The organism is Gillisella vitis (assembly GCF_001541345.2).
Taxonomy (GTDB): Bacteria; Pseudomonadota; Alphaproteobacteria; order Rhizobiales; family Rhizobiaceae; genus Allorhizobium; species Allorhizobium vitis.
The window spans coordinates 274,882-291,015 of record NZ_LMVL02000001.1 but is presented as its reverse complement, the minus strand read 5'-3'; the positions used below and the strand labels follow the sequence as shown (position 1 = coordinate 291,015).

Genomic DNA, 16,134 nt, shown 5'->3' with positions numbered 1-16,134 from the left:
CACGCGGTTTCCAATTCTAGAATCATCAAATGCATTTCAGCGCCACGAATAGCCATGGCTGTGGCGCACCAGTTTGCGGGCGCGCGGAATGTAACGGCTGGCAGCAATGGCCTCGCGGCCAATCACGGCATGGCGCGGCTCAAACAGCTGGGTCAGGCGGGCAACATCGCCGTTGGAATCGGTTGCTTCCAGATCGGCATCAACCAGATCAAAAATGGTGAAATCGGCCCGTGCGCCCGGCACCAGCCGATCCTGCATCGACAAACGGATGACGGAGGCTGGCGCATGGGTCACCGCCTCGACCACCTTCTCAAACGGCATGCCCACCGAGAGCAGTTTGGACATGGTGGTGGCCAGATCCCAGACCGGGAAATTCATGGAATGCCCATGCAGATCGGTGGAGATGGAAAAGGGCAAAAGCCCCCGTTTGATCGCTGCTTCCGCCACCTTGAACGAGAAGGAGGCACCGCCATGGCCGATATCCAGCCGGATTCCTTCGCCAGCGCAGCGCTCGGCGAGGTTGTAGAGGTCTTCGTCTTCCATAATGCTGGACCCGGCCTTGCCGTTGAAGCAATGGGTCACGACATCGCCGGGGCCTAGAATTTCCAGCACTTCATCATAGAGCGCTGGTGGTTCGCCAACATGCACCATCATCGGAATTTTCAGGATTTTGGCGATTTTCTTGCCGAGTTTGACAGGCGTTACACCCCATGATCCGGTAATGACGTGGCTGGCACGCACTTTCAGGCCAACAATATGTTCGCTGTTTTCAGCGTAGCATTCCAGAATACGGTCAAGATCAATATCCTTGATATCGCGCAGTTCCGGCACGCGGTTGCAGGCCACCAGACCAATCGAGCCGAGGTTCAAAAATGCTTTGATCCGCTCTCGCGATGGCTCGATGATATATTCGCGAAAGCCGTGAAAGTTGGCCTCTCCAGCAGAGCCTGCATCCACCAGCGTGGTCACGCCGCGCTCGGCTCCGCATTCCGATGGGCGAATGGAAATATCCGTGCCGCCATGCCAGATATGCACATGCAGATCGACCCAGCCGGGCGAAATCCATGCCCCTTTGCCGTCGATGATTTCGGCATCTTCTGTCAGGGCAAGGTCTTTGCCAACCTTGACGATGTTGCCATCAGCACTAATCAGAATATCGATCGCCTGTTGGGGCGTTGCGTCGCCAAAGGCCAGAGGGCGGAGGTTTTTTAACAGCAGGAGGCCCAAGCCTTGTTCCTGAGGCAGCATGGTCAAATATCCTTTTGCAGTCTTGGGTCGAGCATATCGCGCAAACCGTCTCCGACGATCTGAAGCGACATCACAGAGAGAATGATGGCAAAGCCGGGAAACAGCGTCATCCAATCGGCCTGATCGACATATTGCCGACCAGTTGCAATCATCGTGCCCCAGGTGGGGATTTCCGGGCTGACGCCGACGCCCAGAAACGACAGGCCCGCTTCGGCCAGCATGGCGCTGGCAAACAGAAATGTGGCCTGCACCAGAATGGGCGACATCAGATTGCGCAGCACATGCCGCACCATGATGTGTGTGGTGGAAATACCAAGGGCACGGGCCGCTTCGATATAGGGTAGTTCGCGGATCACCAGTGTGGAAGCCCGCACAATGCGGGCCAAGCGGGGAGCATAGACCACCGAAAGGGCAATGATCACCGTGGTGAGTGATGGCCCAAGGGCCGCTACCAATGCGATGGCCAGAAGAATATCGGGAAAGGCCATCATCGCATCAATCAGCCGGGCAATTGGTGTATCCAGCCGATGAAAAAAGCCTGCCAGCAGCCCAAGCGTGACGCCAATCAGCGATGACAGCGCCACGACTGACGCCCCAACCAGCAGAGAGAGCCGCCCCGCATAAATCGTGCGCGAAAACACATCGCGTCCAAACTCATCCGTGCCAAACCAGTAGGTTCCGCTCGGTGGTTTTAGCCGGTTCATGATCGAAAGTTTATAGGGTGAATAAGGGGCGATCCATGGTGCCAACACTGCCAGAAGCACGAAGACGGCGAGAATGCATAGGCCAATCGCCACCGTCTTGCGACGTAAAAGGCGGCGCAGAAAACGCAAGGTTTCTGATTGCGGTGGGGGTGTGCTCTCTAAGGATATGGGCTGGGTCATCAGTAACGCACCCTCGGATCAATCAGCAGATAGAGCATATCGATGGCGAAATTCACCAACACATAGAGACCGGCAACTACCAGCAAGGCCCCTTGAATGACCGGATAATCCCGGCGCAGAACAGCAGAGACCACGAGGCTGCCAATGCCGGGCAGGCCAAACACCGTCTCGGTCACAACAGCTCCCGAAATCAAGACAGCCGCCGTCAGCCCCACCACAGTGAGGATGGGGATCAGGGCATTTTTCAGCGCATGGCGCAGCACCACATGCCGCTCTTGAAGGCCTTTGGCGCGGGCGGTGCGCACAAAATCATCGCCCAGCACATCCAGCATGGAAGCACGGGTAAAGCGTAGGATCAGGGATGATGAGACCAGACCCAGCGCGATGGCGGGCAAAGCCAGATGATACATCCGCTCCAGAAAGCTTGTTCCCGGTCCGCCATAACCGGAGACGGGAAACAGTTGCAGCTTGACCGCAAAGAACTGCATGAGGATCAAACCAAGCCAAAAGCTGGGAATGCTGGCCGCCAACATGGCAATGGCCGTCACCGCTTGATCGAGCCATGAGCCGCGCCGATAGGCGGCATAAATGCCAATGGGCAGCGCCAGCACGCAGGCAATCAGCAGTGCAAACAGGGTGAGGAAAAAGGTTGGCTCGGCCCGTTGCAACAGGGCAGCGCCCACTGGCATATCCAGAAAGATCGAGCGGCCCAGATCACCCGTCAATAAGGCGCCGATATAAAATACGTATTGCGAGATCAGCGATTGATCCAGCCCCAGCTTGGAGCGCAGATCGGCAACATCTTGGGCTGACGCATCCGGCCCCAGCATGACGGCTGCGGGATCACCGGGGGTGACGCGCACGATGATAAACACAATGGTCACCACCAGAAACATCACCACAATCATGCCAAGCAGGCGCTTGACGATATAGCTGATCATGATCTGCCCTCTCGTCGCTTGGATTTATAGGGCATTGGCGGCAATCACATCGCTGAGCCAATGGTAAGACTGTTTGGGAATGCGTTGCAGGGTGGGATAATCGACGTAAACCAAGCCGAACCGCTTGGAATAACCGCGGCCCCATTCGAAATTATCCATCAGCGACCAGGCGAAATAGCCTCTGATGTCATGGCCCTCATCCAGCGCATCCAGCAGCGCATTCAGGTAGAGGTCGAAATAGGCGATGCGGTCGTTGTCGATCACCTTACGGTCTGGGCCAAGGGCATCCGGGTAGGAGGCACCGTTTTCGGTGATGTAAATGGTTGGCTTGCCATAGCGGGCGCTGGTATCGCGGATCTGCTCCAGAAATGCCGCCGGATCAACTACCCAGTTGACATCGGTGAGTGGTCCCATGCCTGTTGGGGGTGCGGTTTCGGATACGCCAAAACTGGTGTTTTTATTCGGCCCGACAAACACCGGATTATAGTGATTGAGGCCGAAGAAATCCATTTTTTGCGAAATGGCCTCCATGTCACCCGGTTGAATGAAGGGCTGCATGGCATCCGCAATCGGCTCCGGGTAGGTGCCGAGCCAGAGCGGATCAACCGTGACTCTCCGCCAGAGGCAATCGCCCAGAATGCGTGCTTCTTCATGGGCGGCATCGTCATAGTGTGGACGTACCGGACCAAGGGAAACGATATTGCCCACCTCAGCTTGCGGCGCTTCTGCCCGCACCGCTGATACCGAATAACCATGGGCAAGATTGAGCGTATGAATGGCCTGAAGGCTGGAAGGATAATCCTGCTTTCCGGGCGCATGACGCCCGACATTATAGGCCACCCATGGAATCACATTCGGCTCGTTGATTGGTGCAAAACGTTTGACCCGATCACCAAAATGCCTGGTGACAACGGCGGCGTAATCGGCAAAAATCTTGGCCGTATCGCGATTGCGCCAGCCGCCGTTGTCTTCAACGGCGACCGGCATGTCCCAATGATGCAGGCAAATCCAAGGCTCTATCCCCTCATGCAAGGCAAGATCGATCACCCTGTCGTAGAAATCCAATCCTCGCTGGTTCACCTGCCCACTGCCAGTTGGGAAAATGCGCGGCCAAGCGGTGGAAAGCCGATAGGCCTTCACCCCAAGCCCGCGCATCAGCGCGATGTCTTCCGGGTAGCGGTGGTAGTGGTCGCATGCAATATCGGCAGTATCGCCATTGGTAGTGCGGCCCGGTGTGTGGCTGTAAATATCCCACACACTTTGGCCGCGCCCATCGGCATGAACAGCACCTTCCGTTTGAAAGGCAGAGGCCGCCACGCCCCAGAGAAAATCAGGAGGAAAGGATCTCGACATGATGTGCTACTTCATTCTGAAGGATAGAAACCGGCTTATTTCTTGGAGCTGACATTCCAGAAGTAAGGCCATGGCGATGGATGGAAGCCCTCAAGCGTTTTGGCCTTGGCCGAAAGCGCATTGAAATCACCCACCTTGAACACCGGCGCATCCTCATAGAAGGTCTTCTGAATCTCCGCGAAAAGCTTCTGGCGCTTGGCTGGATCAGATTCGGCAATGAATGGCTCAATCGCCTTGGTCTTTTCAGGCGTTGACCACCAGCCGGGGTAACTATCCGACATCCAGCCGTTCAGCACAGGCTCTGGCGGGAAGGGGCCGTGGGTGATGAAAATATCCCAAAGGGCAGGATCAGCACGGCGCGTTGTCAGCGTTGCCCAGTCATAGATTTGCAGATCAACCTTGAAGCCAGCGGCTTTCAGATATTCTGCTGCCACCTGCGCCATTTTGTAGTGAAATTCATATTGGCGGCTGGTGAGGATGCGCACTGGCTTGCCATCATAGCCCGCCTCTTTCATCAGCTTGGCGGCGGCTTCAGGGTCGCCACTGCCATAACGGGCAATGCCTTCCTTGGTGTGCCAGGCATAGCCTTCAGGATAGATCGCACCATCAACCGCGAAGAATTCAGGGTTGCCAAAGGCGGCCAATAACATGTCCTGCGGGTTCAATGCCACCTGCACGGCATGGCGCAGGGTCTTGCTGGTCATGATGCCCTGTTTGGTGTTCATCACAAACACCGGCGCACCATAGGGCTTGAGCACCACGGGGTCAGAGGCTTTTGAGCCTTTCAGGCGGTCATAGCTCTCCGGTGCGAGCGAGTCTGTGTAGTCAAACTGACCGGAGACTGCGCCTTCAAGCCGTGTGTTGGCATCAGGCACGGGAATGAAGCGGATTTCATCGAGAATGGCTTTGCGTGCGCCACCAAATCCGTTCGCGGCATCGGTTCTCGGCACGTAGCCGTCAAACCGCACCAACTGAATATATTGGTCTGGCTTGCGCTCTTTTAGCATATAGGGGCCAGTGCCAATGAATTTTGTCAAAGGATCGGCGATGGTGGATTTTGGAATGATCACCGCTGCGGAATTGTTGAACGCCAGCAGCGACAACAACGGCGCATAGGGCTTTTTCAGCGTGATGCGAATGGCATTGTCGCCCTGCGCTGTCACCTTGTCGATATAGGCCACAACCTGTTTGCCGCGTGATGCGGTTGCAAGCCAGCGCTCAATCGAGGCCACCACGTCAGTGGAGGTCATCACCGAGCCATCATGAAATTTCACGCCAGCGCGCAAGGTGATGTCGTAGGTTTTGCCCTCATCACTGATGGTTGGCATGGTCTCAGCCAATAGCGGAATGACATTCCATTTGTCATCGAAGGTGAACAAGGTCTCGAAAATATGCTGTGTGGTCATACCGACCAGATCGGCGGTGGAGGCCATCGGGTCCAGTGTTGGTGGCTCACCGATGGTTGCGACATTAATGACCCCGCCCTTGTCCTGCGCCAGGCCATGCCCCGGCAAGAGTGCAAGTCCAGGTAAAAGTGCAAATGCCAGCGTTGCCAGCAATCCCAATTTGCGTTTCATGACGTTCCCTTTTTATTATTCTGTAATTATGCAATACAGATCATAATTAAAGACTATCGAAACGTCACAGTCTGTCAATGCCTGTTAGCGATGATGCACGAACTGAAAACAAAAAGCCGTACTGTCCGACGAAACGGGATCTCTGAAGCGGGAGAACCAATGAAGGTTTCCGGATTGTGCGTGTTTTTAGATCTCTATATACAGAAGGTTGAAAAATATATTTTCACCAAAATAAGATAGAAAATGTCGCGATGACAGTACGATCCCGCACCCTCGAAACCTATGAGGTTCTGCGCCACGACTTGCTCAACGGCCGCTTTATCCCGGGGTCGAGGCTCAAGATCGATACTTTGTGCCGGCAACTTGGCGTTAGCCCCGGGGCGGTGCGAGAGGCTTTGGCGCGTCTGACATCAGATGGTCTGGTTGTTGCAGAGGCTCAGCGCGGATTTCATGTTACCCCGATCTCGATCGAAGATTTAAAGGATTTGACCGAGGTACGGATAGAGATCGAACTTCGCTGCCTTCGCCGATCGATTGCCAAGGGGTCCTTAGCCTGGGAAGGTCATATCAAAGACATCAGCCATCAACTGCACCATACCTCGATGTCTGACCCTAACGGCAGCGATACCGTTAATCCTGCCTGGACTGAGCTTCATGCGGCATTCCATGATGCCTTGGTTATCGCATGCGATAGTCGCTGGTGGCTGAAGCTACGCGACTCGATGTTCTGGCAGGTCGAACGATATAGACGCATGGCGGTTCCCTTTATTAAAGAGCCCCGTCACGTTGACATTGAACATGCTGAAATCGCTGAAGCAGTTCTGGCGCGCGACACAGAACTCGCATGTTCCCGACTTGAAGCGCATCTACGCAAGACAAGTGATCTCCTCTTGCGTTTAGACGGCCCCTTTGAAGATCTCGTTTCAAAGACGGGGAGCAACGACCGGCGCTCACGTTCAAAAACTGGATCGCGAACGCCCACACCAACGTAAACCCCAGGGCAATTCACCCCATCAACCCCAAGCATTATCATGCAACTTGGCGGCTTCCTCGCTCAGCAAAGGGCCGATAACCTCAACGCGGCGTTGGCCCGCCTCGAAAACCACACGGCATGGCAGGTCGAGGGTGGGATTTTCAGGATGATTGCCTGTCATCGCCTTCAACTGGCTCTCGCTCAAGCCAAAAACCACCCGCCCAATCCCAGCCCAATAGGCCGCACCGGCACACATGGCACAGGGCTCGGCTGACGTGTACATGGTGCATTGATTGAGACGTTCGGGCGTATAGGCTTGCGAGGCGCGGGTCATCAGAACCCGTTCTGCATGCCCGGTCATGTCGCGCGTCGGATTATAGGCGTTTTCCTGTTCCATCAGCACCTCGCCATCCGGTCCGACCAGAATAGCACCGAAGGGATGATTGCCTGTTTCCTGGGCCCTGAGTGCGACCTTGAAGCTGAGACGAAGGAAATATTCGTGATCGAGACCGGTCACGGGCGAAAACGTCATTGTCATACTCCTTGCAAAATCGGCTTGAAGGTGCGCGATGAAAAGTTGAATGACAAGCACAGTTTTCCGGCTTTACCGTTCGAGAAAATGAAACGGTGGGCCGCCAAATGCAACTCATATTCTCTTCCGGAATCTTGCTGGATGCCGTTGCCCGCGCTGGGTTTTTCCGGGGAGCCGCTGAAAAACTGAATATGTATGCGTCGGCGATCAACCGCCGGATCATCAATCTGGAGCACGGATATAGCGTTGCGCTTGCTGGAAAGATTGCAACCAGGTGTGCGGCCCACAGCAGCGGGGGAGCGGAGGCTGACGGTCTGCGGTTCCCGGAGGAGAAATTCAGGGTGATGAGGAGGGTGGGCCTTCTTTCTCACCTGGCATAGGGTCGTGCGGTTGCAAGGGTCTGGCCGGTTCGGGTTGAACCAGACAGACCCTAAAGGCAGGAGTATCTCAATTGGCTATCTGCCAATCAACGTTGATGGATTATCGCTCTTCAGCAACGAACCGGTTTTCGATTGAACCCAGTCCGTTTACTTCGACGCGAACGACATCGCCCGGCTTCATGAAGGTATCGGTTGCAATCCCAACATTGGACGGCGTTCCCGTTATGATGATGTCACCCGGTTCAAGGGTCATAACGGTTGAGAGATAGGAAATCTGATCCCAGATATCGTAGATCATGTCGCCCGTAGACGTGCGCTGCCTTTCCTCGCCATTCAGAGAGAGGGAAAGCGTCAAATTGTGCGGATCCGGAACTTCATCCGCCGTTGTGATCCAGGGGCCGATGGGGCCGTGGGTATCAAAGCTCTTGCCGAGCGTATAGGTCGGCGAGCGGAACTGCCAGTCTCTGGCGGTGACATCGTTGGCGACGAAATACCCGGCGATCACCGATTGCGCGTCTTCGCGCTTCACATGGCGGCATCGCTTGCCAATGATGAAGCCCAGTTCAGCTTCATAATCGACCTTTTCGGACACGCTGGGCAGCACCACGTCGTCATAGGGTCCATTGATGCAGGTCACCTGTTTGTTGAACCACAATTGCGACTTTGGCGTGGGTATTCCTGCGGCGGCAGCTTCCTCGGCGTGGGCCCTGTAATTCATCCCGATGGCGAGAAACTTCCTGGGATCCGTGATTGGAGCAGCAAGCTGAACATCAGCCAATCCAAACGAAGGGCCATCAAGCGCTTCCAAAGCCGGTCTTAATTCATCCAACTGCTCAATTAGCGCCTTCATTGAGCTTCCGCATTCAGGAGCCGCGGAACTCAGATCAATGATTTCAGAGCCCACGACTTTACCGAGCCGAGGCTTTCCCTCGACAATAAATCTTGCCAGTTTCATTCTATTGTCCTTATTCCTGATCGCCCGGCTCTACGGGACGGATGCTATTGACCGAAACGCCAATTCCCGGACCTGAGAAGGCCACCATTTCAGTTTTGACGATTTCAAAACACGGCATATCTGCCACGGCGTTGACGATATGGAAGGTTGTCGGGAGCTGTTCAAACGTCGCCTTGTGCCAGTTAAAGCTGCCCTTGGCCCGCCAACGCTTGAACTCGTACCCGTCGAAGTTAATGGCGTCAGGCTTGCCCGCTCCCGGCGGTGGCGCTGGCGTCGTGATATAAGCGACGTCTGCTCCTCCACCCTGAAACGGGTTCGTCCGAGGGACATATTTATAGTACATGGCAGCGCCACCCCCGGAACCAGGCAGGCTCGGCGGGGCATCGTCCTCTTCCATTTCACCAAGAGCAATGTCGAAAAATTTGAAGCCGAACCAGGACGCCTCGCAGGATGCGGTGGCTTTTTCCTTATCCCAGGTGATTTCCGGCATATCGCAAAACAGTTTTGGAAAGCCCATTTCATCCCGCCCGGTCAGGATCGCATCGGGCGCACCTTCCCAGATAACCGGGCAGAAAGACCCCTCCAATCGTTCGGTCTTGCCCTGATAGGTCACCGGGAAATCAATCGACAAAATCCCGTAGCCACGCCCTGCAAGCCAATAGAGGTTCTTGAACCAGGCACAGGATACACTGATGAGTGGCTCACCACGCAAGCTCATTCCGGGAGGCAGAAGCGCCTCTAACTTATCCGCACTGGTGCGATAGGTAATAGCCATCCATTCCGCATTCATCGTACCGGTTTCTTCCAGCGCCCACATGCCGCCGCCCGGCTTTTGGCGAGGTCCTACGGCCGGCCCGAATACCGTGGGCATCCGATAGCGGAACTCCTGATTGAATTTGAACCCCATAAATCGATCTCCCATCAAATATGACAGATGGCGCTGAACGGCGACGTAACCATCCAAATGGCCTCTGATAACTGGCTACACGTCTCAACAATCCGCGCCCGCAAAAGAGAGGCGCCGCAGATGCGCAATGCGGGTGGTATTACGACGTTTCGGGGTAAATCAGACAAGTCATAGGAACCGCCCTTCCCATTATAAATATTTTACTCTAAAAAATATATTTTTTAGAGTCTCGTCAAGCGAAAAGGTTAAAGACTGTTCCCTGACTTCGCTTAGGGACCTCTCCGGGGAGAAAGACCAAGGACGGTACTCAAGTCGAATGCAAGCGCCGCATAAATGACGACTCCATCCTTCTGTCTTGCGGTGGAAAAATCAGCGAAAGCAGAGTTCGGATTGATGATATAGGCGGCGCCGAAATCGAGAATGCCATTGCCGAAAATGCCTGTGCTTCCATGCACGTCGAACATAAACATGTCTTGTGACTGCCTCTGGTCGACACCTGAGAAGAACCGCCGGGCATTCCGTTCGTACTCGGCTCGCTCCTCACTGATGCGAATATAGTGAACGGAGGCACCGACACCCGCCAGCGGATTGGCTTGCCAAAACCCTGAATATTCCACGCCTGCATAGGCTTCCCATGGATAGTCGTGACCTTCACCGAAGTAATGCAGGATACCGCCATAGAACGCGATGTTCTCCGGATTGAAACTATCCGAAGACCTGCTCCAAACCACCTTGCGTGCATGCGCGTACATTGCGGTCGTTCCACTGTCATGCGTGACGATCTTGGTATTGGCGCCATATGTCGGGTTGCCCCATCCACTGTTGTAAAGCGTGTCCTGATAAGGCGTGGAACGGAAATAGGCTCCAGCTTCAAGTTTAAACGGCTTGTCACTGTCCATAAAGGTTTCGATATGACGAACGTTGGCAGCGGCGATATAGCCTTCGGCGTCTCCAGATCCCCAAGTCCAGCCGTCCCCATTCTGCCAGTTGTCTGGATTATCCTCGATCAAACCGAACCCTAAAGTCGTGTTTGCCGTCAATTTGTAGGCGGCCCGACCGCCCCAAACTGAACGCACATCGTCTGGAAGGTTCAGGCTCTTGCCCTGCGTCGCGTTGATACAACTGATGCCGCTGCAAAAGCCCCTGATCGAAAAATCCCGTGCCAATCCAATGCGGCCCGCTTCTATGGTCAAGCGATCGTCCAGAAAATCAGCCTCGAGCGAAAACCGGGCGAGAGCTGTGTCAGTGGTGCCGGTCACCGGCGGAAGAAAGGCTGTCAAGTTGCCGGTGACATTGTTATTTGGCAAATTGACCGCTTCAGTGAGCCTGATCCGGAGATCAGGCGTAATATTACCGGTCAGATCGACGAGGAACGACCCATAGCCTAACTTTTTGAAGCCATAGGCAGGTGCGCTCTGAGCGATGTTGATATAGTCAATTCGAAGATCGACCCCATTCTCATGAAGCCACCGTCCGGCTTCTGCGAGCGGACCGGAATAGACTGGTGGCGGACCATCCAGAAAAGGTGGTTCTTGCGTACCGATCTCCGGATCGATGGCAAATGCTGGAGCAGCTGTTGCAAACAGCAACGGTATAGTGATCATGTATAGAATTCGCATTATTATCCTCCCCTAAGAATCGAACCTGCTCACTCCGTTGCATTTGGTTTGATTGACTGCTCCTCATTGCGACTGTGCTGCGGTGAAGCCTTTGGCAAAGCGGTGACGCAGACTGACAAGTCGATCAGGACCACCTCCCGTATGGTCCTGATGAAGCGAAGAAAGCCCTGCTGATCCGACGCCGATCGCCCGCACGTGCTGGGATCGACATCATCTAAACAATGCTCGCAACGCTGATTATGAAAGATGAGACATAGGATGCCGAGAGGTTGGCCGTCCTTTCGACCAACACCGGCGCGGCGGTCTTGGCTGCCATGACCTCGGCTGTTTCGACCGGTGAACGTCTGACAAAAACGCGGCGCCTTTAGCGCGGTAGCGAATAACGGTTGAACACAAGGTTCCGCCTATTTCTTCAGCATGGCGATTGTTGTCGAAGTGACTATTCGTCCCAGGATTGGCGACGGCACGCGTCATCATTGCCTGTTTCAAGGCTTCCTCCTCCTCTTCTTTTAAATGTAGCGTGCGGCCTCCCAGCGCACGCTTCTCCTCGGTCGGATCGACCGCTGAACTGGTCGATCCGCCACCCCTCCCCGAATAGCGGGGAAGGGTTTACCCAAAAGCTGCTTCCCGAGGTTTCCCGACCAGCAGTGGCAGCAGCAATATCTAAGTCACAGCATGATGATAGGTCGTCTCTCGAATACCGTGTTCCTCAACACAAGCCCCAAGAAAATCCATCGCCGAGCCGGGCAACCGCAAAATGTATAGGCCTCTTCTTTCCCGACCACGCCTGCCAATCAATCGTCCCTCGCGCTGCCCGATCAGACCTTCGGATCAAACGCTATGCCGGGACGCAGGAAGCCGGGTGTGGGAGGCGTGCCCCAGAGATTGAGCCAGCGTCCTGCCAGACCCTCCGAGATATCCCATGTCCGTGGCTCGTAGGTCGCGTCATTGTCGATGCGGTCAAGCTCGATGGAATTTTCCACCAGGCAACCATGCGGGTCGGCGTAATATGTGAAGATATTGCCTCCGGCCCCATGGCGGCCCGGCCCCCAAACCATCGCCCGGTCCTTGAGGGTGAGATTGTCGGCAATGGCTGCGAGATCCTCAAGCGAGTGAAGGTCAAAGGCATAATGGTGCAGCCCGCTTTCACCCGGCCCCATCGCAATCGTGTGATGGAAACCGTCTTCGGCGCGGTACCACCGCAAACCGTCCTCGCCCGTCATGTCCGAGAGCTTCATACCCAGCACCTTTGCGCAGAACTCGCCGAAGGCATGAGTATCGGGCGCGAAAGCGTTGATGTGCTCGATCCGGCGGGGTCTGGCACCGGGCGTCGAATAGTTATACCGACGCGGCTGATTGCGGGCGATCGGCGTATGCACTTCAAAAATCGCCCCCCCTGGGGCAACGATGCGCACGGCCTTGTCGTAATGCTTTCCAAGCGGCTTGTCGTCAAGGACAGTCAGTCCGTCCGACAGGGCACGACGCTTGACCTCGTCCACGGCGTCGGCGCTGACGGCTTCCAGGCCGCAGGCCACGGCCTTGCCATCGCCCTTGATGTAGGTGAGTTCGTGATGGCGGTCGTTGCTGGAGAGATAGACCGTATCGCCGTCCTGCTCCGTGATACGAAGGCCAACCACATCACAAATATCTTTGGCCGCACCAAGCGGATCAGGCGAAGAGATGACAACATGTCCCATCTGCCGAATTAAATAGGTCATTTTCGTTCCTTCTATTTCACATCAAGTGCCAGGCTTTTCACATCAGGTTCCGGCAACAAAACCACCGAAAGCACCACGGCAGAACAACAAGGGCGGGCGATCCCGGACCACACTCAGTGTGAGCACATTGCCCATGACGAAGAGGTGATCTCCCGCCTCATGTGCGCTATGCAGGGTGCAGTCGATCCAGGCGACAACACCGTCGAATACCGGCAGATCAAGGCTGGAACGGCTGTGCGCAATATCCTGAAAGCGATCGGCATCCCGCTTTGCAAACCGCCCCGGAAGATCGGATTGATCATCGGCCAGGATATTCACGCAGAATGCGCCAGCTTTCGCGATCAACGGCCAGGTTTGCGAGCTATGCGCCGGCAAGAAGCCAACAAGCGGTGGGTCCAGGGACACTGACGTGAATGAGCCAATTGTCATGCCAATCGGCTTATTGTCATGCTGCGCGGTCACAATGCACACGCCGGTAGGATAGTGACCCAGCGCGCGGCGAAATTCCGCCTGGTCGTGAGGGCTGAGTTGCTCAGCGGAGGCTCGTGCTTGGTTCAACATAGGATACCTCTCGTTATTGTGTCGCCAATCATGGGAAGGGCTGTATCGGGAGCGGCCTCATCCGGCTTTTGCTCTGCGATACCGGATCATCGCAACCCTCCCCCTGGCGCTGGTTTACTTTCCGGAAACGTCCGCCCCGGTTGGCCATTCTGGTGGGTAGTTCGGTAAAAGAGCGCCCAGCGCAACGGCAACTATTGTCAGTCCGGTCAAAATGGCAAACGGGACGAAATAGCTGCCAGCCGCAGTCGCCATTGCGCTGGTCAGGAATGGCGTCAGACCGAAGGACAGTGAGCAGATTGCCAGCGTCAAACCTTGAATTTGAGCAAAGGCTTTGGGCCCGAAATAACGGGCAACCAGGAATGGTCCGAGCGCAGACTCCGCACCCGTCGCAAATCCGAGAGAGCTCATTGCCACATATAGCAGGAAAACCGAACCGTGGTTGAAATAGGCGATGGTCAGGCCAATCGGAACCATGGCGAGCAGGGGCGCAATCACCCAAGGACGACGACTGCGATCAAGGATCATGCCGCCGAGAAAAAGACCGACGACCGAAGCCACGAACAAAACAGATTGCGAAAATGCGATGTCGTTAAGATCAAAGCCACGCTGCTGAAAGAAATCGACGGAGTTCTGTCGGACAGTCATCGGGCCTGCAGCGGTGATCGCCAGAAAAAGCGTGATGAATATCCAGGTCTTGGTCCTGATCGCCGTCTTGAGAGGTATTCCGGCTGCATTCTCCAAATTCAAGTTGGAGCCAGGCATGGGAAGGCGTTTGGCAGCAGATGGCTTGGCAGGTTCCGAGATGAGAAAGAGCGCTGAGGGAATGCCAAGAACAGCGATGGTTGCTGCGACGACGAAGTAGGAGCCGCTCCAGCCGATGCCGCCCAGTTGGTGCAGGCCCGAAGCCGATCCACCACTGTTCGTCGCTCCATAAATCAACCACTGGAACAAGGGAGAAAAGAGCGCATTGGCGAAGCTTGAAAGCACCCCAACCAGTGCAAATCCGATCCCCCGATGCTCCGGAAACCAGCATGTGATGATTTTGAAAATCACGGCAAGGCTGGACATGAAGCCGAATAACGCGGCCAGAATGATCATGGGAGTCAAGATCCAGATCGTTCCGCTGACCAGCGGGATCATCGCGGTTGTCAGCGCATATAAAATGACTGCGGGAATAGCAACTGCCCTTGCACCCCACCGATCTACCCATGCGCCGGCGAGCGGCAGGATCAGGGGGGAGAGCAGCAACGGCAGCGCCACAAAAATCAGCAGGGCATCGGCCTGAGCGCGATGGGTCTCCGCTGAGAAGGCTGCAATCACAAAAGGCGTCATGGCCGAAAGACCGGCAGGACTAATAACCATCAAGATCAGGCATCCAATCAAAGCCATCCTGGCTTTCCTGGGCGCACCAACCAAGCTTTTGAAATATGCTCGCAGTGTATTTCCCTCGAAAGGTGAAATAGTAGAAATTTGCGCCTGTTCCATGGAACATATGCCCCTTTTTTAATGCAGACGCCTGGCGATCCCTCCTCCAAAGACGGGGCTCGGCGCTGGTTTTATTGTCGACGATTGCGGCTGTCTGTTTCCTATCAATAAGAGATTATTCGCCCACTCCATCAGGCCGCTCAGCCGGCAAGCACATCCGAACCGGCGAAGGATGCTGTGTTGGACTTAGCGCCAAATGGGTTCGATCAGACACACTCGCGACATGTGTTCACGGGAGTGTGCAAACCTGCTGATTTTATTAGTCTAGAGCGCGCCTTGCACGATTGCTGGAACCGAAGCCGTGGTGCAAATTATGCAGCGCTTATGCGTGCTAAAATGAGTTTGCGTGCCTTATCACACGCAACACTCAACAGCGGTTGCCAACAGAAACTGGCAACCGTCCTCCCTAAAAGGCAATCTCCAACAAATAGCCCGAACAGCTGTCTGGCTCAAATCAATCGGGCAGAGTTTAGTGTGGCGGCTTTGGCGGTATCATCGGTGCTGCCATCTTCTGGAAGGCACTCCAATGCTCACGCAGTTTGCCATTGCGCACCCGGAAAACCGTGAGAATATACCAATCGTAGAATTTACCCGGAGCAGTGGGATCAGGCATCGGATGCTTCATCATCACACATCCCATTTCGCCTTCAACGACGACGCTGACGACCGGAGGCGCTGGCCCTCTATCAACAGGCACTTTTTTGAAATACTCGATCAGATTGGCCAGGCCATTACCGTTCGCATTCGGATCATGCTGAATATAGTCGTTGTCGGCATATTTCGTCATGACCTCGACGACATTCTCTTCGACCTTCTTGGCGCGCACCATTTTTGCAAGGTCGACCTGAAAATCGACAAGAAGGCGCTTTTTTGCGGCAACGTCCGGTGACGGTGATGCCGACACGGCCGCAATATAATCCTCCCTGTCCAGCCAGGTTTCGTAAAGCTTAGGCTCGTGGATATGGGCGACACCATCAATAATCGTGAAATCGCTCATGAAC

15 protein-coding genes are annotated in these 16,134 nt (G+C 55.1%); 2 read left to right on the top strand and 13 right to left on the bottom strand.

Going from position 1 to position 16,134, the window contains the following annotated elements:
- Positions 1-36: 36 nt before the first annotated feature.
- From ASB66_RS01290 to ASB66_RS01270, 5 genes are read right to left on the bottom strand one after another with little or no spacing between them, the layout of a single operon-like run.
- Positions 37-1,248 (bottom strand): amidohydrolase/deacetylase family metallohydrolase, encoded by a 1,212-nt coding sequence (locus ASB66_RS01290; protein WP_060716227.1) that lies wholly within the window; start codon positions 1,246-1,248, stop codon positions 37-39.
- 2 nt (positions 1,249-1,250) lie between these two features.
- Positions 1,251-2,132, bottom strand: a complete 882-nt coding sequence (locus tag ASB66_RS01285) for an ABC transporter permease (protein WP_060716228.1) — start codon at positions 2,130-2,132, stop codon at positions 1,251-1,253.
- Positions 2,132-3,073 carry an ABC transporter permease gene (locus tag ASB66_RS01280; RefSeq protein WP_060716229.1) on the bottom strand — a complete coding sequence of 314 codons (942 nt, stop codon included), beginning with the start codon at positions 3,071-3,073 and terminating at the stop codon, positions 2,132-2,134. The genes ASB66_RS01285 and ASB66_RS01280 overlap by 1 nt, the downstream gene beginning before the upstream one ends.
- A gap of 24 nt (positions 3,074-3,097) precedes the next feature.
- Positions 3,098-4,426, bottom strand: a complete 1,329-nt coding sequence (locus ASB66_RS01275) for a GH1 family beta-glucosidase (RefSeq protein ID WP_060716230.1) — start codon at positions 4,424-4,426, stop codon at positions 3,098-3,100.
- A 35-nt stretch (positions 4,427-4,461) separates the two neighbouring features.
- Entirely contained in the window at positions 4,462-6,003 is a 1,542-nt protein-coding gene (locus ASB66_RS01270; protein ID WP_060716231.1) for an ABC transporter substrate-binding protein, read from the bottom strand.
- 251 nt (positions 6,004-6,254) lie between these two features.
- On the opposite strand from ASB66_RS01270, the gene ASB66_RS01265 reads away from it, so the two are divergent.
- Positions 6,255-6,995, top strand: coding sequence for a GntR family transcriptional regulator (locus tag ASB66_RS01265; protein WP_060716232.1), 741 nt, complete (start codon positions 6,255-6,257; stop codon positions 6,993-6,995).
- 21 nt (positions 6,996-7,016) lie between these two features.
- Here the strand turns inward: ASB66_RS01265 and ASB66_RS01260 are convergent, their stop codons facing one another.
- Positions 7,017-7,508, bottom strand: coding sequence for a nucleoside deaminase (locus ASB66_RS01260; protein WP_060716323.1), 492 nt, complete (start codon positions 7,506-7,508; stop codon positions 7,017-7,019).
- Positions 7,509-7,615: 107 nt separating this feature from the next.
- Between ASB66_RS01260 and ASB66_RS27090 the strand changes: the two genes are divergently transcribed.
- Entirely contained in the window at positions 7,616-7,888 is a 273-nt protein-coding gene (locus tag ASB66_RS27090; protein WP_060716233.1) for a helix-turn-helix domain-containing protein, read from the top strand.
- A 100-nt stretch (positions 7,889-7,988) separates the two neighbouring features.
- On the opposite strand, the gene ASB66_RS01250 is transcribed toward ASB66_RS27090, so the two are convergent.
- The 7 genes from ASB66_RS01250 to ASB66_RS01220 all read right to left on the bottom strand — a co-directional run bounded on the left by ASB66_RS01250 (position 7,989) and on the right by ASB66_RS01220 (position 16,130).
- Positions 7,989-8,738, bottom strand: a complete 750-nt coding sequence (locus ASB66_RS01250; protein ID WP_250995871.1) for a fumarylacetoacetate hydrolase family protein — start codon at positions 8,736-8,738, stop codon at positions 7,989-7,991.
- Between the two features lie 115 nt (positions 8,739-8,853).
- Positions 8,854-9,750, bottom strand: a complete 897-nt coding sequence (locus ASB66_RS01245) for an acetoacetate decarboxylase family protein (protein ID WP_012653511.1) — start codon at positions 9,748-9,750, stop codon at positions 8,854-8,856.
- A gap of 269 nt (positions 9,751-10,019) precedes the next feature.
- Positions 10,020-11,369 carry a carbohydrate porin gene (locus ASB66_RS01240; protein ID WP_060716235.1) on the bottom strand — a complete coding sequence of 450 codons (1,350 nt, stop codon included), beginning with the start codon at positions 11,367-11,369 and terminating at the stop codon, positions 10,020-10,022.
- Between the two features lie 818 nt (positions 11,370-12,187).
- Entirely contained in the window at positions 12,188-13,087 is a 900-nt protein-coding gene (locus ASB66_RS01235) for a VOC family protein (RefSeq protein WP_012653509.1), read from the bottom strand.
- A 42-nt stretch (positions 13,088-13,129) separates the two neighbouring features.
- The gene (locus ASB66_RS01230; protein ID WP_060716236.1) at positions 13,130-13,648 is read right to left on the bottom strand and encodes a flavin reductase family protein; all 519 of its coding nucleotides are present in this window, start codon (positions 13,646-13,648) and stop codon (positions 13,130-13,132) included.
- Positions 13,649-13,762: 114 nt separating this feature from the next.
- Positions 13,763-15,133: an MFS transporter gene (locus tag ASB66_RS01225; protein ID WP_060716237.1), complete on the bottom strand. Its 1,371-nt coding sequence runs from the start codon at positions 15,131-15,133 to the stop codon at positions 13,763-13,765.
- 469 nt (positions 15,134-15,602) lie between these two features.
- Entirely contained in the window at positions 15,603-16,130 is a 528-nt protein-coding gene (locus ASB66_RS01220; RefSeq protein ID WP_060716238.1) for a hypothetical protein, read from the bottom strand.
- Positions 16,131-16,134 lie beyond the last annotated feature (4 nt).

What these genes read in the sequence shown, in the direction of transcription:
- ASB66_RS01280 (WP_060716229.1), bottom strand. Translation starts at nt 3,073, where the DNA reads ATGATCAGCTATATCGTCAAGCGCCTGCTTGGCATGATTGTGGTGATG.
- ASB66_RS01220 (WP_060716238.1), bottom strand. Translation starts at nt 16,130, where the DNA reads ATGAGCGATTTCACGATTATTGATGGTGTCGCCCATATCCACGAGCCT.
- ASB66_RS01245 (WP_012653511.1), bottom strand. Translation starts at nt 9,750, where the DNA reads ATGGGGTTCAAATTCAATCAGGAGTTCCGCTATCGGATGCCCACGGTA.
- ASB66_RS01270 (WP_060716231.1), bottom strand. Translation starts at nt 6,003, where the DNA reads ATGAAACGCAAATTGGGATTGCTGGCAACGCTGGCATTTGCACTTTTA.
- ASB66_RS01240 (WP_060716235.1), bottom strand. Translation starts at nt 11,369, where the DNA reads ATGCGAATTCTATACATGATCACTATACCGTTGCTGTTTGCAACAGCT.
- ASB66_RS01250 (WP_250995871.1), bottom strand. Translation starts at nt 8,738, where the DNA reads ATGAAGGCGCTAATTGAGCAGTTGGATGAATTAAGACCGGCTTTGGAA.
- ASB66_RS27090 (WP_060716233.1), top strand. Translation starts at nt 7,616, where the DNA reads ATGCAACTCATATTCTCTTCCGGAATCTTGCTGGATGCCGTTGCCCGC.
- ASB66_RS01230 (WP_060716236.1), bottom strand. Translation starts at nt 13,648, where the DNA reads ATGTTGAACCAAGCACGAGCCTCCGCTGAGCAACTCAGCCCTCACGAC.
- ASB66_RS01290 (WP_060716227.1), bottom strand. Translation starts at nt 1,248, where the DNA reads ATGCTGCCTCAGGAACAAGGCTTGGGCCTCCTGCTGTTAAAAAACCTC.
- ASB66_RS01235 (WP_012653509.1), bottom strand. Translation starts at nt 13,087, where the DNA reads ATGACCTATTTAATTCGGCAGATGGGACATGTTGTCATCTCTTCGCCT.
- ASB66_RS01265 (WP_060716232.1), top strand. Translation starts at nt 6,255, where the DNA reads ATGACAGTACGATCCCGCACCCTCGAAACCTATGAGGTTCTGCGCCAC.
- ASB66_RS01285 (WP_060716228.1), bottom strand. Translation starts at nt 2,132, where the DNA reads ATGACCCAGCCCATATCCTTAGAGAGCACACCCCCACCGCAATCAGAA.
- ASB66_RS01275 (WP_060716230.1), bottom strand. Translation starts at nt 4,426, where the DNA reads ATGTCGAGATCCTTTCCTCCTGATTTTCTCTGGGGCGTGGCGGCCTCT.
- ASB66_RS01225 (WP_060716237.1), bottom strand. Translation starts at nt 15,133, where the DNA reads ATGGAACAGGCGCAAATTTCTACTATTTCACCTTTCGAGGGAAATACA.
- ASB66_RS01260 (WP_060716323.1), bottom strand. Translation starts at nt 7,508, where the DNA reads ATGACGTTTTCGCCCGTGACCGGTCTCGATCACGAATATTTCCTTCGT.